The organism is Aminomonas paucivorans DSM 12260, assembly GCF_000165795.1.
Lineage (GTDB): Bacteria > Synergistota > Synergistia > Synergistales > Synergistaceae > Aminomonas > Aminomonas paucivorans.
In genome coordinates, this window is the sequence record NZ_CM001022.1 from 1541506 (window position 1) to 1562199 (window position 20694).

The 20694-nt window shown below is 67.3% G+C and carries 19 protein-coding genes; 15 read left to right on the top strand and 4 right to left on the bottom strand.

Annotated elements, in window-relative coordinates:
* Positions 1–59: 59 nt before the first annotated feature.
* The 5 genes from APAU_RS07270 (at position 60) to APAU_RS07290 (ending at position 4704) form a co-directional block, all read left to right on the top strand.
* A complete protein-coding gene (locus tag APAU_RS07270; RefSeq protein ID WP_006301065.1) occupies positions 60–1208 on the top strand; it encodes an ABC transporter substrate-binding protein in 1149 nt (382 codons plus the stop codon).
* Positions 1209–1335: 127 nt separating this feature from the next.
* Entirely contained in the window at positions 1336–2259 is a 924-nt protein-coding gene (ftcD, locus tag APAU_RS07275; RefSeq protein ID WP_006301066.1) for a glutamate formimidoyltransferase, read from the top strand.
* Positions 2256–3500 (top strand): imidazolonepropionase, encoded by a 1245-nt coding sequence (gene hutI / locus APAU_RS07280; protein WP_006301067.1) that lies wholly within the window; start codon positions 2256–2258, stop codon positions 3498–3500. The genes ftcD and hutI overlap by 4 nt, the downstream gene beginning before the upstream one ends.
* A 25-nt stretch (positions 3501–3525) precedes the next feature.
* The gene (locus tag APAU_RS07285; protein ID WP_006301068.1) at positions 3526–4161 is read left to right on the top strand and encodes a cyclodeaminase/cyclohydrolase family protein; all 636 of its coding nucleotides are present in this window, start codon (positions 3526–3528) and stop codon (positions 4159–4161) included.
* A 102-nt stretch (positions 4162–4263) separates the two neighbouring features.
* A complete protein-coding gene (locus tag APAU_RS07290; protein WP_006301069.1) occupies positions 4264–4704 on the top strand; it encodes an NUDIX domain-containing protein in 441 nt (146 codons plus the stop codon).
* On the opposite strand, the gene APAU_RS07295 is transcribed toward APAU_RS07290, so the two are convergent.
* The 3 genes from APAU_RS07295 to APAU_RS07305 are packed head-to-tail and all read right to left on the bottom strand — an operon-like array spanning position 4701 to position 8148.
* Entirely contained in the window at positions 4701–5354 is a 654-nt protein-coding gene (locus APAU_RS07295) for a histidine phosphatase family protein (RefSeq protein WP_006301070.1), read from the bottom strand. The genes APAU_RS07290 and APAU_RS07295 overlap by 4 nt on opposite strands.
* On the bottom strand, positions 5354–7003 hold the full coding sequence (gene serA, locus APAU_RS07300; RefSeq protein WP_006301071.1) for a phosphoglycerate dehydrogenase: 1650 nt from the start codon (positions 7001–7003) through the stop codon (positions 5354–5356). Before serA ends, APAU_RS07295 begins: the two co-directional genes overlap by 1 nt.
* The gene (locus APAU_RS07305; protein WP_006301072.1) at positions 6985–8148 is read right to left on the bottom strand and encodes a pyridoxal-phosphate-dependent aminotransferase family protein; all 1164 of its coding nucleotides are present in this window, start codon (positions 8146–8148) and stop codon (positions 6985–6987) included. The genes serA and APAU_RS07305 overlap by 19 nt, the downstream gene beginning before the upstream one ends.
* Before the next feature lie 457 nt (positions 8149–8605).
* Here APAU_RS07305 and mltG point away from each other — a divergent pair, with 457 nt between their 5' ends.
* Genes mltG through APAU_RS07325 form a run of 4 tightly spaced genes read left to right on the top strand, consistent with a single transcriptional unit; the run spans position 8606 to position 13959 of the window.
* Positions 8606–9670, top strand: a complete 1065-nt coding sequence (mltG, locus tag APAU_RS07310) for an endolytic transglycosylase MltG (protein ID WP_232207704.1) — start codon at positions 8606–8608, stop codon at positions 9668–9670.
* Positions 9667–11049: a TldD/PmbA family protein gene (locus tag APAU_RS07315; protein ID WP_006301074.1), complete on the top strand. Its 1383-nt coding sequence runs from the start codon at positions 9667–9669 to the stop codon at positions 11047–11049. Before mltG ends, APAU_RS07315 begins: the two co-directional genes overlap by 4 nt.
* A complete protein-coding gene (locus APAU_RS07320; RefSeq protein WP_006301075.1) occupies positions 11036–13246 on the top strand; it encodes a DNA translocase FtsK in 2211 nt (736 codons plus the stop codon). The genes APAU_RS07315 and APAU_RS07320 overlap by 14 nt, the downstream gene beginning before the upstream one ends.
* Before the next feature lie 2 nt (positions 13247–13248).
* Entirely contained in the window at positions 13249–13959 is a 711-nt protein-coding gene (locus tag APAU_RS07325) for a thiamine diphosphokinase (RefSeq protein ID WP_006301076.1), read from the top strand.
* Between the two features lie 32 nt (positions 13960–13991).
* Here APAU_RS07325 and rpmB read toward each other — a convergent pair whose 3' ends face one another.
* Positions 13992–14186 (bottom strand): 50S ribosomal protein L28, encoded by a 195-nt coding sequence (gene rpmB / locus APAU_RS13030; protein WP_006301077.1) that lies wholly within the window; start codon positions 14184–14186, stop codon positions 13992–13994.
* 118 nt (positions 14187–14304) lie between these two features.
* On the opposite strand from rpmB, the gene xseB reads away from it, so the two are divergent.
* The 6 genes from xseB to APAU_RS07355 are packed head-to-tail and all read left to right on the top strand — an operon-like array spanning position 14305 to position 20652.
* A complete protein-coding gene (gene xseB, locus APAU_RS07330) occupies positions 14305–14499 on the top strand; it encodes an exodeoxyribonuclease VII small subunit (protein WP_232207705.1) in 195 nt (64 codons plus the stop codon).
* A gap of 15 nt (positions 14500–14514) precedes the next feature.
* Positions 14515–15426: a polyprenyl synthetase family protein gene (locus APAU_RS07335; RefSeq protein WP_006301079.1), complete on the top strand. Its 912-nt coding sequence runs from the start codon at positions 14515–14517 to the stop codon at positions 15424–15426.
* Entirely contained in the window at positions 15426–17321 is a 1896-nt protein-coding gene (gene dxs / locus APAU_RS07340; protein ID WP_006301080.1) for a 1-deoxy-D-xylulose-5-phosphate synthase, read from the top strand. Before APAU_RS07335 ends, dxs begins: the two co-directional genes overlap by 1 nt.
* On the top strand, positions 17296–18108 hold the full coding sequence (locus APAU_RS07345) for a TlyA family RNA methyltransferase (protein WP_006301081.1): 813 nt from the start codon (positions 17296–17298) through the stop codon (positions 18106–18108). The genes dxs and APAU_RS07345 overlap by 26 nt, the downstream gene beginning before the upstream one ends.
* A 22-nt stretch (positions 18109–18130) precedes the next feature.
* Positions 18131–19018, top strand: a complete 888-nt coding sequence (locus APAU_RS07350) for an NAD(+)/NADH kinase (protein ID WP_006301082.1) — start codon at positions 18131–18133, stop codon at positions 19016–19018.
* Entirely contained in the window at positions 19015–20652 is a 1638-nt protein-coding gene (locus APAU_RS07355) for an AAA family ATPase (RefSeq protein ID WP_006301083.1), read from the top strand. The genes APAU_RS07350 and APAU_RS07355 overlap by 4 nt, the downstream gene beginning before the upstream one ends.
* The last annotated feature ends 42 nt before the right edge of the window (positions 20653–20694 follow it).

The window sequence follows — 20694 nt, forward strand, 5'->3', positions numbered from 1 at the left end:
CGCGACGGAGCAGGACCCCTTCGGGGGAGATCCACACACTCAACGGGAGGTGGAAGGGAATGAAGGGTCTTCGGTTGGTGATGGGAGCGGCGTGCGGGGTATTGCTGCTTGCGGGAGCTGCCCTGGCGGCGGACACGGTGAAGATCGGGCTTCTGGCTCCGGTCACCGGGTTCGCGGCGGCGGACGGGGAGAGCATGGTCAACTCGGTGAAGTTGGCGGTGGAACAGGTCAACGCCCAGGGAGGCGTGCTGGGCAAGAAGGTGGAGCTGATCTGCTACGACGACGCGGCAGACCCCAAGCAGTCCGTGGCCCTGGCCCAGAAGCTGATCGGCCAGGACAAGGTAATCGCCATGGTGGGCGGTTCCTACAGCATGCCCACCCGAGCGATTGCCCCCATCTTCGACGACGAAGAGGTGCCCTTCGTGGCGGCCTACGCCATCCACCCCGACGTGACCAAGGGGGACTACACCTTCCGCAACGGCTTCCTGGGCATGGTGGAGGGACAGGCAGCGGCCTACACGGCGGTGAAGCTCCTGAAGGGTTCCAAGCTGGCGATCCTCACCAGCGACAACGACTTCGGTCGCACCCTGGCAGAAGGCTTCAAGGCCTACCTCAAGGAGTACGCCCCCCAGGCCAAACTGGTCCTGGCCCAGACCTATCCCATGAGCGAGAAGGACTTCAAAGCCTACCTCTCCAAGATCAAGGAAGCCAAGCCCGACGTGGTCTTTGCCAGCGGGTACTACTTCCAGACGGGCCCCATCCTGAAGCAGGCCCGGGAAATGGGCATCACCGCCCACTTCGTGGGTGAGGAGGGAGCGGACTCCCCCAAGACCATCGAGATCGCAGGAAAGGCCTCCGAGGGGCTGGTCATCGTCACGAACCTGAACCGGGACGACAAACGGCCGGTGGTCCAGAACTACCTCCAGCAGTACCGGAGCAAGTTCAAGCTGGAGCCCGACATGGTGGGCGCCTCGGGATACGACGCCTTCATGATCCTGGTAGATGCCATGAAGAGCGCCAAGAGTCTGGACCGGAAGGCCATCCGGGACGCGGTGGCCAAGACCTCCAACTACAACGGCCTCACCGGGATCATCAAGGGCTTCGACAAGGTGGGCGAGGTCATCAAGCCCGTGCAGGTTCAGATCGTGCGCAACGGGAAGTTCCGCTACTTTGGAGTGGTGGACGATCCCAAACTCGTGACCCCCTAGGGACGCCTGAACCGGACAGAACCAGTCGCGTAGACGGGAGGGGGAGCGCGACGGCGTTCCCCCTTTGTGTTAGCATCTAGGCGATCAGACAAATCGGAGGCCTTCGCCTCCCAAGGAGGACCGAAACATGGGCAAGCCGCTTATCGAATGCGTTCCCAACTTCAGCGAGGGTCGCCGCCCCGAGGTCATCGAGGCCATCGTGGCCCCCTTCAAGAACCGGCCGGGAGTCTACCTCTTCGACTACCGGGCCGACGAGGACCACAACCGCCTGGTGGTGAGCCTGGTGGGACACCCCGCAGAGATCCAGGAGTCCCTCCTGGAGGCCGCCAAGGTGGCCCGGGACCACATCGACATGAACACCCACCAGGGGGCCCACCCGCGCATCGGGGCGGTAGACGTGGTGCCCTTCACCCCCATCGCCAACATCACCATGGAAGAGTGCGTGGAGCTGGCCCGGAGCTTCGGGAAGCGCTACGTCGAGGAAACGGGGATCCCCGTGTACTACTACGAGGATGCGGCCCTGATCCCGGAACGCAAGCGTCTGGAGGTGGTGCGCAAGGGGCAGTACGAGGTGCTCAAGGACGAGGCCCGCACCGTCCCTGCCCGGCGCCCCGACGTGGGGGAGGCGGCCCTGCATCCCACCGCGGGGGGCACGGTGATCGGCGCCCGCAAGTTCCTCGTGGCCTTCAACGTCAACCTGGACACGGACAACCTGGACGTGGCCAAGGAGATCGCCAAGCACGTCCGGTCCTCCAGCGGAGGCTTCTGCCACGTCAAGGGCATCGGCGTGGCCCTGGAGGAGCGGGGACTGGTGCAGGTGAGCATGAACCTGGTGGACTACGAGAAGAACGCCCTCTACCGGGTCCTGGAGACCATCCGCATGGAGGCGAAACGCTACGGGGTATCGGTGGTGGAGACGGAGGTGTACGGCATGGTTCCCGCCGGAGCCGTCCTGGACAGCGCCGCCTACTACCTGCAGATCGCCGGCTTCGATCCCCAGCAGATCATCGAACTGCGGCTGCTCCAGATGATGGGAGAGGCGGCGCAGTGACCACCAAACTCTTCCGCAACGCCCGGATCGTCACGCCCCAGGACCCGGGGGCGCCCCTCCGGGGGGCGGACCAGGGAAAGGTGCGGGAGATCGAAGGAGGAGCCCTCCTCTGCCGCCACGGACTGGTGGACCGGGTGGGGGAAGAGGCGGAGGTCCGGGAGGCCGCCAAGGGGACGGAGATCCACGAGGAGGTCGACCTGGGGGGGCGCTGCGTCATCCCGGGTTTCGTGGACCCCCACACCCACCTGTGCTTCGCCGCTCGGCGGGAGGAGGAATTCCGTCTGCGCCTTGAGGGGACTCCCTACCTGGAGATCCTCCGTCGGGGAGGGGGCATCCTCTCCTCGGTGCGCTCCGTGCGAAGCGCCTCGGACGAAGAGCTTTTCGAGACCACCCTGGGCAACGCCATGAGCGCCCTGGAGCACGGCACCACCACCGTGGAGGTGAAAAGCGGCTACGGCCTGGACACGGAGACGGAACTGAGGATGCTCCGGGTCATCGACCGGCTGCGGCGGGAGACGCCCCTGGACGTGGCTGCCACCTTCATGGGGGGTCACGCGGTGGCGGAGGACTACCGGGACCGGCCGGACCAGTTTGTGGACCTGCTCTGCGGCGAGATGATCCCTGCGGTGGCGGAGCAGGGCATCGCCCGGTTCTGCGACGTCTTCTGCGAGGAAGGGGTCTTCTCGGTGGACCAGAGCCGCCGGATCCTCCTGGCGGCCCGGGCCGCGGGGCTGGAGCTGAAGATCCACGCCGACGAGGTGCACGACCTGGGCGGCGCGGGGCTGGCGGCGGAGCTGGGCACCGTCTCGGCGGAACACCTCCTGGCGGCCTCGGAGCCCAACCTGGAGGCCATGGCCGAGGCGGGGGTCATCGCCGCCCTGCTCCCCGCCACGGCCTACAGCCTTCGCAAGCCCTACGCTCCGGGACGGAGGATGGTGGAGCTGGGGGTACCCGTGGCGCTGGCCACGGACTGCAACCCCGGGTCCTGCTTCTGCGAGTCCATGCCCTTCGTCTTCGGCCTCGGGGTGATGCACATGGGCTTCTCCCTGGAGGAAGCCCTGGTGGCTTCCACCCTCAACGCCGCCTATGCCATCGGCCTGGGGCACCGGGTGGGGAGCCTGGATCCGGGCAAGTCCGCGGACTTCCTGGTGTTGGACGGCTCCACGCCCGCCATCCTGGCGTACCACGCGGGGGTGAACCCGGTGGCGGAGGTGTACAAGCGGGCCGAGTGGGTAGCCTGAAGAACGAAGAGAGAGGATGAACGACATGGCGCTGCAAAACCTGACGGTGGAAGGCTTCGTCCGAGAACTGGCCTCCGATTCTCCCGCCCCCGGCGGCGGAAGCGTTGCCGCCCTGTGCGGCTCCCTGGGGGCAGGGCTTTCCGCCATGGTGGCCCGCCTGACCCTGGGGAAGGAGAAGTACCGGGAGCACTGGGATGCCATGGAAGCCCTTCAGGCGGAGGGAGACCAACTGCTGGCCCGGTTCCTGAGCCTCATGGAGGAGGATACGGAATCCTTCAACGCCTTCATGGCCGCCCGCAAGCTCCCCAAGGAGACGGAGGGACAGAAGGCTGCTCGAGCCCAGGCCATCCAGGAGGCTTCCAAGAAGACCGCCCTGGTGCCCCTGGAAACCCTGAAGGCCTGCTCCGACCTGGTGCGTCTTGCAGGACAGGCGGTGGCCCACGGGAACCCCAACGCGGTGACCGACGCGGGCACCGCCGCTCTGCTGGCGGAAGCGGCCGGATGGGGTGCGGCCTACAACGTATCCATCAACCTCTCCGGGGTGGAGGACCAGACCTTCGTGGCCCGCTGTCGCCGGGAGGTGCAATCGGCCCTGGAGGAGATCGGGACCCGAGCCCGGGAGATCCGGGAGAAGCTCCGCAAGGACCTGGAAATGGCCTGAGAAACGGGGAAACCAAGCCAGCAAAAGGGGGGCGCCAAGCGCCCCCCTTTTTGTTACACTGGGATCGGGAGAACGAGTCAGCGCACGAAAGGGGGAGGCTCCATGAAGATCCGTCCCGCCGGGGTGATCGAAGAGCAAGGCAAGGTCCTGTTCCTTCGCTATGCCTACCCGCAGGGAGACGTCTACGGCATCCCCGGCGGAGGTGTGGAGGAGGGGGAGTCCCTCCGCCATGCCTTGGTCCGGGAGATGGAGGAGGAGCTGGGGATTGCCGTTCTGGTTGAGGACCTGCTCCTCAGCGCCGAAGCCCGTCCCGTGGGCCCCTTGGAGCACACCCTCCACCTATTCTTCCGCTGTCGCCGCCTGGGGGAAGGGACCCCCACGGTTCGGCGGGAACACACCAGCGCCGCTGGGCACGAATGGCTTCGCCTGGAGGACCTTCCCGAGAAGACCCTCTACCCCAACGTGGGAACCTTGCTGGCCCGGGCCCTCTTGCGCCCCGGGGTGCTCTACGTGGAGGAGCTTCCCTCCCGGGAATGGCGCTAAAGCCCCTTCTGCTCCTCCCGGTGGAACCCCTCTTCCAGGTGGGAGGCATCTCCCAGCAGCAGCAGGCGGGGAGGTTTGCCCGCCCTCAGTTCCACCAGGTTCAGCCCTCCGTTGGGGATCACAAAGCGCCAGAAGCTCCCCAGGGGAGCGCCCATCCAATGGCAGAGGAGCACCTTCAGCACCGCGTCGTGGCTGGCCAGGCACAGGTCCCCCTCCTCCGGGCAGGTCACCGCAAGCCGCTCCGCCGCTGCGACCGCTCGATCCCGGACCTCTTCCAGGGTCTCCCCTCCCGGCCCGGGCATGCGCACCTCCTCGGGCCTCTCGTGCCAACGATCCAGGAGGCTCGGCCACGTTGCCCGGACCTCCTGGGCCAGACGTCCCTCCCAATCCCCGTGATGGATCTCCGTGAGGCCCTCGTCCACCTGCAGGGGAACCGGAGAATCCGAGGCTCCGTGGATGGCGCGAGCGGTCTGGAGGGCCCGGGATAGGGGACTGGAAACCACCAGGGCGAAGGGGTGCCCCCGAAGGCGCTCCGCCACCCTGCGAGCCTGCTCCAGGCCCCGGAGGTTCAAGGGGGTGTCCTGCTGTCCCTGAAAACGTCCCTCCCGGTTCCAGTTCGTCTCCCCGTGGCGCACCAGAAAGAGGCGCATCACAGCCCTTCCTTCAGGCAGACCGTGGCCGCCCAGATGAGGTCCCCGTCGTGCCGGAGGGTGGAGAGCAGCTCCTCCCCCAGCTCCTGATCGATCTGAAGCGCCGCCAGGGCCAGACCGCTGCCGTTCTTCCGCCCCAGGGCGAAATTGGCGATGTTCACCCCCGCCTGCCCCAGCAGGGTTCCCACCTTGCCGATCACTCCCGGCCGGTCGTGGTTCTGGAAGAGGAGAAGGCGCCCCGAAGGGATCAGGTCCAGCCAGTAGTCGTCCAGGCGCACCACCCGCTGCCGCCCTTCTTCCGTCACGGTCCCCACCAGGCGCAGGGAGCCCCGCTCCGTGCCCACCTTCACGTCGATGACGTTCTGGTAGGTGCTGGACTCCCCGAAGCCCTCCTCCAGCTGGATGCCCTTCTCCTGGGCGATGAGGGGAGCCACCATGTAGTTCACCTCCGCTCCGTGGCGCACCTCCAGCAGCCCTTTGAGGAACGCCACAGTGTAGGGCTTGAGGCGGAAGGGAGCTTCAAAGCGGATGGGTTCCTCCTCGTCCTGGAAGAGGGGACCTCGGAGCATCACCTGACAGCTCGACACGGCCCCTTCGGTGCGCTCCGCCAGGTGGGTGGCCAGTACCCCCAGGTTTCGGGCCAGGGTGAGGAACGCCCGGCGCTGCCCCGTGAGGCGCTGTTCCATGAAGGGGAGGTTCACCGCATGCTCGTAGGGCTCCCCCCGAAGGGCGGCCAGGAGGTTGGTGGCGGCGATGCGAGCCACCGCAGACTGGGCCTCGTAGGTGTTGGCCCCCAGGTGAGGGGTGAGGACGATGTGGTCCTGCAGGTCCTCCGCCAGGAGAGGGTGCTCTAGCCCCGGGGGCTCCATGCTGTACACGTCGAAGGCCGCCCCGGCAAGCCGTCCCTCCCGAAGGGCCAGGGCACAGGCCTCCTCGTCCACCAGGCCTCCCCGGGCGCAGTTGATCAGGTAGGCCCCCCTCTTGATGGTGCGCACCAGCCGGTCGTCCAGCATCCCCCGGGTCTCCTCGGTGAGGGGCACGTGGAGGGTGATGACGTCCGCCATGGCCAGAGCGTCCGCCAGATCCGGCAACAGCTGCACCTTCAGGTTCTCCGCCTTCCCGGGAGAGACGTAGGGATCGTAGGCGGACACGTCCATGCCGAAGGCACGGCACCGGAGGGCCACCTGGGTCCCGATGCGCCCCAACCCCAACACCAACAGGCGCTTTCCGTTGAGCTGGTGTCCCATGAAGCGCTTCCGGTCCCACTCCCCCCGGCGCATGGAGGCGTTGGCCTGGGGGGTGCGCCGGATCAGCCCCAGCATCAGCGCCAGGGTCTGTTCCGCTGCGGAGAGGGTGTTACCCGTGGGGGCGTTGATGACCACGACACCCCGTCGGCTTGCCTCTGGCAGATCCACGTTGTCCACTCCCACCCCGGCCCGACCCACCACCTTCAGGACCGGGGCCGCCTCCAGCAGGGGCACGTCGATGCCCGTGCCGCTGCGGGTCAGGAGGGCGTCCGTGTCCTGCAGCTGGGCAAAGAGATCCTCCCGGGAAAGCCCGACCTTCTGCACCAGCTGCACATCCCGGGCCTCCCGCAGGATCGCCAGGCCCTCTTCATGAATCGATTCGGTCACCAGGACCTTCCACATGGGGTTTCCTCCTTCCACGTTTCATAGGCCCGCTCCAAGGCTTCCTTGGGGGAGGGAAGCTTGCCCTGGGCCCTGCAGGCCGCCCAGAAGCTCCCCAGGATCAGGGAGAGCTGGGGCCAGCCGAGATCGACGTAGTGTGCCACCCGAACCAGGTGCCCCTTCAGGGGGCCCTGGCCACCCGCCACCTCCACCCCCATGGAGCGCAGGGATTCCCTCAGGGAATCCGCCACCCCCGGGGATTCAAAGTACAGCGCCGTGACCCCCGGAGAACGGTGCTCCTCTCGGGTCACCAGAAGGGGAAGGCCCAACCCTTCCAGGCCGGAGGCCAGGGCCCGGGCGAAGCGACGCCGGGCGGCGAACCAGACGGGAGCCCCTTCCCGGAGGATCCCGTCCAACCCCGCGGAGACGGCGGCGTAAAGAGAGAGGGGGGGAGTGTAGGGCGTCTGGGAGTTCTTCTCCAGGTCCTTCCGGTAGAGGACCAGATCCAGGGAATAGGTGGGGCAGCGGTGCGACCGGGCCGCCTCCCATCCCCGGGAGGAAAGCCACAGGAAGGAAAGGCCGGGGGGACTCATCAACCCCTTCTGGGAGGAGGTGGCCAGACCATCCACCCCCCAGGCCTGGGGGAGACAGGACATGGCCCCGACGGAACTCACCCCGTCTAGCAGGACCAGAGGCCGGGGCTCTGGAAGGGCGGCCAGGATGGCCTCCACCGGATTGACCACCCCCGTGGAGGTCTCGTTGTGGGTCAGCAGCAGGGCCTTCGTCCCCGGGCGGGCCATCAAGGCCTCTCGGACCGAGGCCGGATCGACCGCTTCTCCCCAGGGGACGTCCAGAACATGGAGGTCCACCCCGCGTCGGGCGGCGATCTCCCGGAACCGATCCCCGAAGGCGCCGCAGGAGACGGACAGGACCTCGTCCCCCGGCTCCAGAAGGTTCTGACAGAGGGCGTCCAGGCCTCCCGTGCCCGATCCGGGAACGGGAAGGACGGGGTCTGAGGTCTCGAAAAGCCGGGCCAGTTTCTCCAGCAGCTCCCGATAGAGGACGGAAAAGGCCGGTTCCCGGTGGCTGATCATGGGGTTCCCGCCCGCAAGGCGCACCGGGTCGGGAAGCTCCACGGGTCCGGGGGTCAACAACACGCGCTGCATCCACACACCTCCTCATGGAGGAAGGGAAGAAAAAGGCGGGAGCCGTTGGAACCGGGCCCCCGCCTTCGCTTCGTCTTCCGTTGGATCCTGGGATCGAAACGCAGCTTCAGGGGCGCAGGGGAACGGGCCAACAACCTCCTCCGATGGAGGAAGAAGAGGATCCCATGGAAAAACGGGAGCGGGACGAGCCGAAACCGGCAAGGGAAAGGTCGCAGGTGGGGTTCACTTTTCTTCGCCTCCTCTCGGAAATTTCGTTGCTTATACCATGGGGGCCTCCTGGCGTCAAGAAAACCCGTCTCTATCGTCCTCCTCATGCCTTTCCTCTCCTTTCTCCGCGTCACCCCCGGAGGGGGACACAAAAACCGCTATAATGAGGCGGCGTCGCCTCTGGAGACGCACCGAAAGGCGGTCGAAACGTCAGGTGAATCGCTGCGAACGGATCGCGTTTGTCCTTTCTTTGCTGCTCTTCGCCCTCTGCATCCTGGGGCTGCCCCGGCTGGTTCCCGATCCCTTCCCCCCCGGGACATCGGGGGAAGAAGTCGAGGTCACCGTGCCTCCCGGAACCTCCGCATCCGGATTCGCCCGGCTCCTTCGAGAGAAGGGCATCGTGACGGAGGAAGCGGACCTCCTTGCCTGGATGGTCCGCATGGGCATCGACCGTTCCCTCCGAGCGGGGATCTACCGGCTGCACCCCGGTTCTCCCTGGGAGGTGGCGAAGGAGATCCGCGAGACCCGCCCTCGGGGGTTTCAACGGGCCCTCATCCCTGGGGCGGACTGGGTGGACCTGACCCGGGGGGTGTCCGAAGACGTCTGGAGGGACGCCCTTTCGGACCCATCCCTCTTCCCGCAACCCCTGCGCCCCCTCCTGCCCCCGAAACCCGAAGAGCGCCTGGCCTTCCTGCTGCCGGACACCTACGGGGTTCCCGAAGGGTCTGAGGGCATCCCCAACCTGGTCCGCGCGGCCTCCCTGGCCTGGTGGAACCGTCTGGGGGCAGCGGTCCAAAGGGGGAACTGGTCTCGGGACACGCTCCTCCAAAGGGGCATTCTGGCCTCTCTGGTGGAGAGGGAAGTCCGGTCGGACGAGGAAAGGCCCCGAGTGGCGGCGGTCTTTCTGAACCGACTGACCCGAGGGATGCCGTTGCAGTCCTGCGCCACGGTGGTCTACGCCTGGAAACTGCGGGGGGAGAAGCGGAGCACCCTCTCCTACCGGGACCTGGAGATCCGTTCTCCCTTCAACACTTACCGCCACAGGGGGCTGCCCCCGGGGCCCGTGGGGATCCCGGGCTTGGAATCCTGGAGGGCGGCCCTGGAGCCGGCGCGGGAGGAAGCGCTTTTCTTCTTCCTGGGAAAGGACGGCAAGCACGTCTTCAGCCGAACCTACCAGGAGCACCTTCGGGCACAAAACGCCCTCGCGCGAAAAGATGCCCCGTCCCAGGGGGCGTCGCGGCACACAGAACCCACGGCAGCCATGGGGCAGAAATCTGCTCCTCACCTTCAAGAAGGAGACCCGAACGATCCATGAACGAAAAGGGAATCGCCGATCTGCTCGAACAGCTCGCGGAACAGAAAAAACGGGGAGTAGACCACGGAGAAGTCTACCTTCAGACGGGGACGGGACACCTGATCCACTACGAAGACCGACGCATCGAGGAGATCTCCTCCTTTCGAGCCGACGGTGTGAGCGCCCGGCTGGTGCAGGGAGAAGCGACCTTTATGGCCCACGCCCCGGGGCTGCAGGCGGACACCGCAAGCCGGGTCCTCCGTCTGGCGGAGGCGGATGCGGGGCAAGCCCTCTCGGCTCCCCTGGGGGGAACCGATCCCCTCCTGGAACCCGAACCGGGGCTTCCCTCCCTGGAGGCGGACTGGCTGGCGGAGGTGGATCGGACGATCCGGGAGGGCAGTCCCTGGGTCAAGCAGGTGGGAATCCAGATCCGCTCCTCCTCCAAACAGGTGCTCGTCTTGGGATCCCACGGCCGAGCGGCCCAAGACAGGCGACGCTACACCAGCTTTTCCGTCCACGTGGTGGTGGAGCGGGACGGGGTCCTCCGCACGGGGTACGAGGCCCGGTCCTGTTCCTTCCCCATGGAACAGTTCTGGGGAGGGGAAGACCCCCTCGCCCTGGGACGGGAGGCGTTGCGCCGGGCGCTTTTGCAGCTGGAAGCGCGACCCTGTCCCGCCGGGGTCTTCCCGGTGGTAGTGTCCGGCTCCGCCGGAGGCACCCTGATCCACGAGGCCTGCGGCCACGGTCTGGAGGCGGACATCGTCCGCAAGGACTACTCCGCCTTTCGGGACCGCCTCGGCCAACCCGTGGCCAGCCCCCTGATCCACCTGGTGGACGACGCCACGTTGCCGGGGAACTACGGCTCCTACGCCGTGGACGACGAAGGGACCCCGGCAGGGAGGACGGTCCTCCTGGAGGCGGGGATCCTCAAGGGCTACCTCACCGACCTGACGAACGCCCGCCTGGGCGGATGGCCCGCCACAGGGAACGGACGGCGGGAATCTTACCGCTGCGCCCCCGTCCCCCGGATGAGCAACACCTTCGTCCTCCCCGGGGACATGGAGGAAGAGGAGATGCTGGACCGCATGGGGGAGGGGTTATACGTCCGCATGATGGGCGGCGGGGAGGTGGACCCCACCACGGGGGACTTCGTCTTCCACGTGAGCGAGGGCTACCGGGTGGAGGGAGGCGTAATCGCCTATCCCGTTCGAGGGGCCACCCTTACGGGAAACGGTCCGGAGGTGTTGCGCAACGTGCAGGCGGTGGGACGGGACCTTCACTTCGAACCGGGCATCTGCGGGAAGGCGGGACAGGGGGTCCCCGTCTCGGACGGGCAGCCGTCCCTCTGGATCCGGGAAATCCTGGTAGGGGGCAGCGACACGGGCGATGAAGACGCCTAGGACGAAGACGGCCCCCTCCAAACGGAATCCTCTCCTCCAGCTTCGCGAGGGACTGCCCTCCCTCGGGACGACGGTGGACTGGTTTGCCCTTGGCCTTCTGGGGCTCTCCCTCTTCGCCCTCTTCTCTATGGCCACCCCCTGGACGGGCTCCTTGGGCCGGCTTCTGGGGGATCTCCTGTTGGGGTCCGTCGGAACCGCCGCATGGATCCCCTTGGCCTTCTGCGTCTACGTGGGCACCCTGCGACTCTCCCGAAGGGAGATCCCGTCCCTTCTGCGTCAGTCCCTGGGGGTCCTGGGACTCACCCTCGGGAGCATCCTCTTCCTGGGCCTTCTGGAGGAGGTCTCCTCGCCCCTGGCGGCCTTCCTGCAAGCCGGGAGCTGGGGCAACCATTTGGCTCGGGGAGTCCTGGAGTTCCTGGGCCCCTTGGGAGCGGCCCTGTTGGGACTCCTCCTCTCGGCCGTCACGGCGGCGGCCTTTCGGGGAGACACCCCCCAGGACCTGACGGACCAGTTGCTCCACCTGTTCGAAGGGTTCCCGGCAGGCCTTTTCAAGAGGGGGAAGGGGGGAACGCAGGAACCCAACGCCTCCGTTCCCAAGACCCGTTCCCGCCCGGGCCGAGCCCTCCAGGAAGAGACACAAGAAGGAGAAAGCGCGGAACCCCTCGGGGAATCGGATCCTTTCTGCCGCATCGCCGTGGAGGACCTGGAAAGGGACGACCCGGAGGACGCCTTCTCCCTGCCCCCCGAGTTTCCCGAGGTTGAACCGGGCTGCTTCCCTCCTCCCGCAGACCTGCTGGGCCCTCCGGAGGACGGTTCGGACAGGCCGGGGGAGGAGACCATCCGCCCCCTGGGGGAGCGCATCGTCTCCTCCCTGGAGGAATTCGGCATCGAGGCGGAGCTGGGAGAGACCCAGGTCGGCCCCACGGTGATCCAATTCCGCATCCAGCCCGCCCCGGGGGTGAAGGTAAGCCGCGTGGCCTCCCTCACCAACGACCTGGCCCTGGCCCTGGCGGTGCCGAGCCTCCGGGTGGAGGCCCCCATCCCGGGCAAGCCCTACGTGGGCATCGAGATCCCCAACCCCCGGCGCCGATCCATCCCCCTGCGGACCCTCCTGGAGTCGGAGACCTTCATGGAGACGGAGGCGGACCTGCCCCTGCCCCTGGGGGTGGGTGTGGACGGGGAACCCCTGGTGACGGGACTGGAGGACCTTCCCCATCTCCTGGTGGCGGGAACCACCGGCTCGGGGAAGAGCGTCTTCGTCAACAGCTGCATCGTGGGACTCTGCTCCGCCCGGCGACCCGACGACCTGCGCCTGGTGCTGGTGGACCCCAAGCGGGTGGAGATGGCGGCCTACGAGCGGCTGCCCCACATCCTCACCCCCCCGGTGGTGGATCCCAAGAAGGCCATCCACGCCCTGGCCTGGGCCATCCGGGAGATGGAACAGCGCTACGAGCTCTTCGCCCGGGCCCGGGTGCGCAACCTCAAGGGCTACAACGAGGCGGCGATCCCCAAGGATCGGCTCCCTCACATCGTCATCGTGGTGGACGAACTGGCGGACCTGATGATGACCTCCCCCAAGGAGGTGGAGGACTACATCTGCCGCCTGGCCCAGATGGCCCGCGCCACGGGAATCCACCTCATCCTGGCCACCCAGCGCCCCTCGGTGAACGTCATCACCGGCCTCATCAAGGCCAACATCCCCGCCCGGGTGGCCTTCACCCTGCCCAGCCAGGCGGATTCCCGCACCATTCTGGACTGCGGGGGGGCGGAAAAGCTCCTGGGCAAGGGGGACATGCTCTTCCTTTCCTCCCGTCTGCCCAAACCCCTTCGACTCCAGGCGGCCTGGTTGGACGAAAAGGCCCTGTGCCGCTGGCTGGAGTACCTGGTCTCCCTCTTCGGGGAGCCCCAGTTCCAGGACCTGGAGGAGCAGGGCGGCGGGGGCTTCGACGGGGAGGCCAACCTGGACGACCCCCTGCTGGAGGAAGCGGTGGGGATCGTCCTCTCCACGGGAATCGCCTCCGCCAGCCGCCTCCAGAGGCAGCTTCGGGTGGGCTTCACCCGGGGAGCCCGGCTCATCGACATGATGGAGCAGTTGGGCATCGTGGGCCCTCCGGAGGGATCCAAGCCCCGGGAGATCCTGGTGGACGAGGAGGACGCCCAGTCCCTGCTGGAGCGAGCCCGAACCAGGGAGGCTTAGGTATGCGGTGGAAGGACGTGGAGCTTCTTTCCCCAGGGCTTCCCGAGGGAGGCCGAAGGGTGCTTCTGGTCCTGGGGGGGCGAGCACCCGACACCCCTTGGCTGGACTCCTTCCGCCAGGAGGGCTGGGAACTTTGGGCGGTGGACCGGGGAGTGGAGGCCTGTCGTCGAGCGGGGTGGCTGCCCCGCCTGGTGCTGGGAGACCGGGACAGCGCGTCCCCGGCGGACTGGGACTGGGCCGTGTCGGCGGGGGGGGAGGAAAGGCTGTTCTGCAAGGACAAGGATGCCACGGACTTCCAGCTGGCCCTCCAGGAACTTGCCGAAATCGACCCGAGACCTCAGGTCCTCCTGACGGGGGCTTTCGGTGGCCGTCTCGACCACCTCTGGAGCCTCCTGCACAGCTTCCTCCCTGGGACGGCCTGGACCCCCCTGGGGATGGCGGATCAGGAAGAGGGGGTGTACTTGCTCCCGGGACCGGGGAAAGTGGAGGTCCGGTTCGGTGACCCCATCCCCCAGGCGGTCTCCCTTCTGCCCCTCCGGGGAGACTGCGAAGGGGTGGGCATCTCCGGCGTTCGCTGGCCCCTGGTGGACACGCACCTGGCCCTCAGCCATCCCTACGCCGTAAGCAATCGTCTTGAGGGGGGAGAACGGGGGGTTCGTGCGGAGGTCCGAAGGGGGACCCTGGGAGTCTACTGGTGCCTCACCGGAGCGTGACGGGGAAGAGGGAAAAGAAAAGGGGCCGTCTTTCAGACGGCCCTGCGAATCTTACCGGAACGAAGACATTTGGTGCAGACGTGAAGCCGTTTCGTCTCGCCGCACCCCACGTCGACTCGGACGCTCTGAAGGTTGATCAGCCAGCGACGACGAGTATGGCGGACCGAATGGCTGACCGAGTTCCCCGTCTGGGGACCTCGACCGCAGCAATCGCAAACCCTGGACATGTTATCCCTCCTTTGCTGGCAGCGACAATTCAGCCAACGCATTGTAACATGGTCCGGAGGCGGTCGCAACCGCAGGCCTTCTGAGGGGGGAAACGGGAGCATGGCATTCACCGAGGACATGAACGAACTGGAACGAACCGTTCAACGGCTGGAAAAGGAAGAACTCCCCCTGGAGGAGGCGCTGGACCTCTATGAAGATGGATTGGGGCTGGTCCGCCGCTGCTCCGCCTTCCTTCGGGATGCGGAGCAGCGCATTGAGGTCCTGGACGAGGACGGAACGTGGAAACCCTGGACCGAAGAGGATCGCCCCTGAGAAGGAGGAACGAGTATGAACCCTGAACGCCAGCAGAGACTCAAGAACTTCCTGGAGGAGCGACGCCTTTGGATTGAAGACGCTCTTTCCTCCCAGTGCGAGGTCCCCTGGGAGGAGGTCCCCCCCAGACTTCAGGAGGCCATGGTCTACTCCCTCCAAGCTGGGGGAAAGAGGATCCGCCCCGTTCTGTGCCTGGCGGCGGCGGAACAGTGCGGCCTGGCGCCGAGGCGGGCCATGCCTCTGGCCTTGGCCCACGAATGGATCCACACCGCCTCCCTGATCCACGACGACCTCCCCTGCATGGACGACGACGACCTTCGCCGCGGCAAGCCCACGAACCACCGGGTTTTCGGCGAGGCGTTGGCCCTCCTGGCGGGAGATGCCCTTTTGGCCTGGGCCTTCGAGTTCGCCCTGGAGGGGCTCTGTCGCGAGGAACTCCCCGCGCCGCAGATCCTGAAGGCTCTACAGACTTTCGCCCGCGCCGTGGGTCCCCGGGGGATCTGCGGGGGACAGGTCCGGGACACGGACCCGCAGAGCCAAAGCGAGGACCCCGAAGACGTCTGGCTCATCGCCCGAACCAAGACCTCCGTGCTCCTGGAATCCGCCCTGGTGGGAGGAGCCCTTCTGGCTGGGGCGGAGCCTTCCGTCGTGTCGGCTTATGGACATTATGGGACACATTTGGGCACGGCCTTCCAGATCGTGGACGACGTGCTGGACGTCTTGGGAGATTCCGCCACCCTGGGCAAGACCGCAGGGAAAGACGCCCGCCAGGGCAAGAGGACCTTCGTCTCCGTCTACGGCCTGGAACGGGCAAAGGAACTGGCAGAGCAGGAATCCCGCCTCGCCGTGGCTTCCCTGGAGGGGATCTGCCCGGAGGACGACCCCCTGGTGGACCTGGTGGAATCCCTGGTGGAGCGGACCCGCTGATGGAAACCCCGCAGCGGCCCCCAACCCCCATCCTGGACCGGGTGGGCAGCTACCGAAAACTCCGAGAGCTCTCCCCGTCGGACCTGGAGGCTCTGTGCGGCGAGCTTCGAGGGGTGATTCAGGACGTGACCTGCCGAAATGGGGGACACCTGGCTTCCTCCCTGGGGGCAGTGGAACTCATCGTCTCCCTGCTTCGGGTCTTCGACCCGGGACGGGACCGCATCCTCTTCGACGTGGGACACCAGGCCTACGCCTACAAGCTCCTCACAGATCGGCGGGAACGCTTCTCCACCCTGCGCCGCAAGGGGGGCATTTCCGGTTTCCCCCGACGTCATGAGAGCCCCTTCGATGCCTTCGACGTGGGACACAGCAGCACCTCCATCTCCGCAGCCCTGGGGTTTGCCAAGGCCCGGGATCTGAAGCGGGAACGCCACGAGGTGGTGGCGGTGATCGGCGACGGGGCCCTTCTCAACGGTCTGGCCTTCGAGGGACTGAACAACGTCCGGTCCGCCGGCTCCAAGGTGCTCATCGTGCTCAACGACAACGAGATGTCCATCAACACCCGCATCGGCGGCATGGCGGAGCACCTGGCAAAACTCTCGGTGCATCCCACATATCGCCGATTCAAGCAGTTCATCAAGGAGCAGTGCCGCACCCTCCGCAGGGGGGACACGGTGGAGGAGGTGCTGGGACGCTGGAAGACCAAGCTCAAATCCCTCCTGCTTCCCCCCAACATCTTCGAGGAGATGGACATCACCTACTGGGGCCCCTTCGACGGTCACCGGCTGGACGAGCTGGAGGAGATCTTCGGCCTGGCCCGGGACTACCCGGAATCCCTGCTCATCCACGTCATCACCCGTAAGGGAAAGGGATGCCCCGAGGCGGAGGCACAGCCCGCCACCTTCCACGGAGTGGGTGCGGGCACGGTCCTGGGGGCCCCGTCGCAGAAGAAGGCCCCGGACTGGAGCCGGGTGGCCGCCCGGGTGGCGGAGCGCCTGGCGGAGGAGGACCCTCGAGTGGTGTGCTGCACCGCCGCCATGAAGGAGGGGACCAAGCTCCAGGAGTTCAGCCGTCGCTTCCCCCACCGTTTCTTCGACGTGGGGATCTCGGAGGGCCACCTCCTCACCTTCGCCGCGGGCATGGCCGCGGGAGGGTTGCGGCCCCTGGTGTGCATCTATTCCACCTTTCTTCAGCGGGCCATGGACCAATGGGTCCACGACATCTGCCTTCCCGGCCTGCCCGTCCTCCTCTGCGTGGACCGGGCGGGCCTGGTGGGGGAGGACGGGGAGACCCATCAGGGCCTGCTGGACCTGCCGTGGGGAAGGGTCATCCCGGGACTCACCTTCATGGCCCCCCGAGACCAGGCGGACCTGGAGTTCATGATGCGCGGATGGCTGGCCCGGGAGATTCCCGGGGCCATCCGTTACCCTCGGGGGACCGTCCCCCCCTCCCTCTACCGGAACGAGGGTTCCCCCCTCTCCGGGTGGGGAACCCCGGAGACCCTGCACCAAGGGGAGGAGACCTGCCTCGTGGGGGTGGGAAGCACCACGAAGCTCATGATGGACGCCCTCGCCCTCTCTCGCGAGCGGGGCGAGACTCTGCCCACGGTGGTAGACGCCCGCTTCCTGAAGCCCCTGGACGAAACCTTCTACCGGGACCTGCTGCGCACCCACCGTCAACTGGTGGTGGCGGAGGAGGCCTACGTCAGCGGCGGCTTCGGAGAATCCCTGGCGGCCTTCGCCCATCGGGAGGGATCCCCCTGTCTGGTCCGCACCCTGGGGGTGGGGGACCACTTCGTGGCCCACGCCAGCAGGGCGGAGCAGTGGCAGGAGGAGGGCCTGACCCCCGAGCACATCCTCTCCTTCCTTCATGTCTGGGCGACGGCGTCGGCTTGACCAGCTCCTCGCGGAGCGAGGCCTGGCGACATCCCGAACCGAGGCCCAGCGCTGGATTGAAGAGGGGAGGGTGCGGGTGGACGGCTTCGTGATCGTCAAGCCCGCCAGCCTGGTGGACCCGGACCAGGGCATACAGGTGGACACCCCCAAGGAGACCTGGGTCAGCCGAGGAGCCCACAAACTTCTGGGGGGCCTGGAGAGCTTTTCCCTGGACCCGGCGGACAAGGTCTGCGTGGACGTGGGGGCCTCCACGGGAGGCTTCACCCAGGTCCTCCTGCGTCGGGGAGCACGAAGGGTCTACGCCGTGGACGTGGGCTACGGTCAGCTTGCCTGGGAACTGCGCAACGATCCCCGGGTGGTGGTCCGGGAACGGACCAACGCCCGGTTCCTGGAACCGGCGACCTTGGGGGAACCCTGCGACCTGGCGGTGTGCGACGCTTCGTTCATCTCCCTGCGGCTGCTCCTCCTGCCCATGATCTCCGTGCTGCGCCCACAGGGAGATCTGGTGGCCCTGATCAAGCCCCAGTTCGAGGCGGGACGGGGAAGGGTGGGCAAACGGGGGGTGGTACAGGATCCCCGGGTGCACGAGGACGTGGTGCGGGAGATCTTTCGCTTCGTCGCGGAAAAGACCGCTTGGAACGTGTGGGGAGCCGCCCCCTCTCCCCTGCGGGGACCGGAGGGGAACCTGGAATTCCTGCTGCACCTTCGAGGCCCCGACCAGGAACCGCCCCCCCTGCCGGACCCCGCGGCCCTGGTGGAGCGGGGGCATCGGGAAATCCCCCAGTGACGGGACGAGGAAGGATGAACCCATGACCGTGCAATCCATCGGACTTCTCTTCAACACGCAGAAACGGGTGGCCATCGAGGTGGCCCAAAGGGTCCTGACCTGGGGACGGGAGCGAGGAGTCCCCATCCTGCTCCCCCCTCACGAGGCCACGGTCCTGGGAGCCCCGGAGACCTCCGACGAGGCGTGGCGCCAGATGGTGGGCTTCGCCATCGTAGTGGGGGGGGACGGGACGTTCCTGCGGGCCGCCCGGTACGTCCTGGGGCATCCCATCCCCCTCTACGGCATCAACGTGGGGCGCCTGGGCTTTTTGGCCATCGGAGACCCCGATTCGGCGGAGGCGGACATCCAGAGCATCCTGGACGGCCGTTACTCCATCCAGAACCGGGACTGCGTCCGAGGGGTGGTGCACCGGGGGAACCGACAGGTCCACGAACTCCACGCCCTGAACGACCTGGTGATCACCAAGGGCTCCTTTGCCCGATCCGTTGACCTGGAGCTGGCGGTGGCGGGACAGACGGTGAGCTACTTCCCCGCAGACGGCATGATCGTCTCCACCCCCACGGGGTCCACGGCCTACGCCCTTTCCGCAGGCGGCCCCATCGTCCCCCCCCACGTCCCCTGCCTCCTCCTGGCCCCCATCTGCGCCCATACCCTCTACGCCCGCCCCATGATCCTGGGGAAGGACGACGTGGCGCGCATCACCCCCCGGGGGGACCACCGGGAGCTGCTCCTCACCCAGGACGGACAGCTGGGCTACGAACTCCTCCCGGGGGATCACATCCAGGTTCGCCTGGACCCGGAGAAGACCGTCCAGACCATCTCCCTCCCCAACCGGACCTACTACGACCTCCTGCGCACCAAGCTCCAGTGGGGGCAGTGCGGCTTCGGGGGAGGAGGGAACGAGGGATGATCGAATCCCTGCGCATCCGCAACGTGGGGGGTGTCCGCTCTGCGGAGCTGGAGTTCCGGGGACGCTTCGTGGCGGTGACGGGGGAGAGCGGGGCGGGGAAGAGCAGCCTCGTCCGGGCACTGGAGCTTCTGGCGGGCAAGAGGGCACAGGGGACGATCCTGCGAGCCGGAGAGGACGCGGCGGAGGTGGAGGGCACCTTCCTCCCCGGACCGGACGAAAGGGACCGCGAGCCTCTGCGGGTGCGAAGGGTCCTCTCCAAGACGGGAAAAAACCGCCTTTACCTTCAGGACGAATGGGCCACCCTGGCGGACCTGGGGCGGACCCTTTCCCCCCGGCTTCAGATCCAGAGCCAGTTTGCCCAGCTGGAGCTGCTGGACCCCCAGGAGGCCCGGGACCTGCTGGACGCCTTCGCGGGGCCCGAGACGGAGTCCCGACGCGGGACCATGGAAACTCTCTACCGAGATGCCTTGGGGCAGGAGCGACGCCTTCGAGACCTGAAGGTACGACGAAGGGACGTCCTGGCCACCTTCGCCCCGGCCGAGGCGGCAGCCCAGGAGATCCGGGGGCTTCCCCTGGCCCCGGGCTGCGCCCGAACCTGGGAAGAGGAGCGGATCCGGCTCCAGGAAGGGGTCGCGGGGCTGCGAGCCCTCTCCCAGCAGACCTTCCTCCTGGCGGGGGACGACCAGGGGCTCCTCCTTCAGCTTCGCCGCTGTATCGACCTGCTGACGGCCCACGCCCCGGAGGAGGATCGGGCCCTCTGGTCCTCCCTGGCTGCGGAGGGGCTGGAGAAGCTGGAGATGCTGGCGGGGCGCTGCGAGAAGGCCCTTCTCGCCCGCAGCCCAGAGGCAGAAGAAGCGGCCCTGGAGGAGCTGGAAACCCGTCTGGGGACCCTCAAGGGGCTCCTTCGCCGCCTTCGCCTGAAGGACGAGGCGGCCCTCCTGGCATACCTGGAGGAGGCCCGGACGCAGGAGGCATGGCTCCACGAATCCGAATCCCTCCTGGCGGACCTGGAGACCCAGGTCCGCCAGCTGCGCCGGGAGGCCAACCGAGCCGCCTTGGACCTGCGGGAACACCGAACCGCCTCGGCCCGCCTCCTGGGGGAAGAGGTGCAACGTCACCTGGGGGAGCTGGGGATGGAGGGGTTCGCGTTCCAGGTGCACCTGTCCCCCCTGGACCGCCTGCACCCCTGGGGGGCGGACCAGGTGGAGTTTCTCCTGGGCACGGGAGAACTCCCCCCGGCGCCCATCCCCAAGCGCGCCTCGGGGGGAGAACTCAGCCGCATCCTCCTGGCCCTCCAGTGCGCCATCCGGGACCGACGGACCCCCGCGACGCTGGTCTTCGACGAGGTGGAGGCGGGGCTCGGGGGCAAGGCGGCCCTCCTGGCGGGGCTCAAGCTGCGGGAACTGGCCCGGTCGGGTCAGGTCATCCTGGTGACCCACGAGGCTTCCCTGGCAGCCTTGGCGGACCAGCACTTCCTGGTGCACCGCGAAGGGGACCGGACATTGGTGGAGGACCTCCGTGGGGAGCCCCGGGAGCGGGAAATCGCCCGGATGCTCTCGGGAAGCGAGGACGTGCCGGAGGCCCTGGAGCACGCCCGGGTCCTTCTCCGCTGCCCCCGTCCCGAAGAGAACTAGTTCCCGGGGCTCTCCCCGCAAGAGCCTTCGGGCGCAATCGCG

Coding starts and splice junctions, on each gene's coding strand:
- APAU_RS07270 (WP_006301065.1), top strand. CDS start 60: ATGAAGGGTCTTCGGTTGGTGATGGGAGCGGCGTGCGGGGTATTGCTG.
- ftcD (WP_006301066.1), top strand. CDS start 1,336: ATGGGCAAGCCGCTTATCGAATGCGTTCCCAACTTCAGCGAGGGTCGC.
- APAU_RS07285 (WP_006301068.1), top strand. CDS start 3,526: ATGGCGCTGCAAAACCTGACGGTGGAAGGCTTCGTCCGAGAACTGGCC.
- APAU_RS07290 (WP_006301069.1), top strand. CDS start 4,264: ATGAAGATCCGTCCCGCCGGGGTGATCGAAGAGCAAGGCAAGGTCCTG.
- APAU_RS07295 (WP_006301070.1), bottom strand. CDS start 5,354: ATGCGCCTCTTTCTGGTGCGCCACGGGGAGACGAACTGGAACCGGGAG.
- serA (WP_006301071.1), bottom strand. CDS start 7,003: ATGTGGAAGGTCCTGGTGACCGAATCGATTCATGAAGAGGGCCTGGCG.
- APAU_RS07305 (WP_006301072.1), bottom strand. CDS start 8,148: ATGCAGCGCGTGTTGTTGACCCCCGGACCCGTGGAGCTTCCCGACCCG.
- APAU_RS07315 (WP_006301074.1), top strand. CDS start 9,667: ATGAACGAAAAGGGAATCGCCGATCTGCTCGAACAGCTCGCGGAACAG.
- APAU_RS07320 (WP_006301075.1), top strand. CDS start 11,036: ATGAAGACGCCTAGGACGAAGACGGCCCCCTCCAAACGGAATCCTCTC.
- APAU_RS07325 (WP_006301076.1), top strand. CDS start 13,249: ATGCGGTGGAAGGACGTGGAGCTTCTTTCCCCAGGGCTTCCCGAGGGA.
- rpmB (WP_006301077.1), bottom strand. CDS start 14,186: ATGTCCAGGGTTTGCGATTGCTGCGGTCGAGGTCCCCAGACGGGGAAC.
- xseB (WP_232207705.1), top strand. CDS start 14,305: ATGAACGAACTGGAACGAACCGTTCAACGGCTGGAAAAGGAAGAACTC.
- APAU_RS07335 (WP_006301079.1), top strand. CDS start 14,515: ATGAACCCTGAACGCCAGCAGAGACTCAAGAACTTCCTGGAGGAGCGA.
- dxs (WP_006301080.1), top strand. CDS start 15,426: ATGGAAACCCCGCAGCGGCCCCCAACCCCCATCCTGGACCGGGTGGGC.
- APAU_RS07345 (WP_006301081.1), top strand. CDS start 17,296: ATGTCTGGGCGACGGCGTCGGCTTGACCAGCTCCTCGCGGAGCGAGGC.
- APAU_RS07350 (WP_006301082.1), top strand. CDS start 18,131: ATGACCGTGCAATCCATCGGACTTCTCTTCAACACGCAGAAACGGGTG.
- APAU_RS07355 (WP_006301083.1), top strand. CDS start 19,015: ATGATCGAATCCCTGCGCATCCGCAACGTGGGGGGTGTCCGCTCTGCG.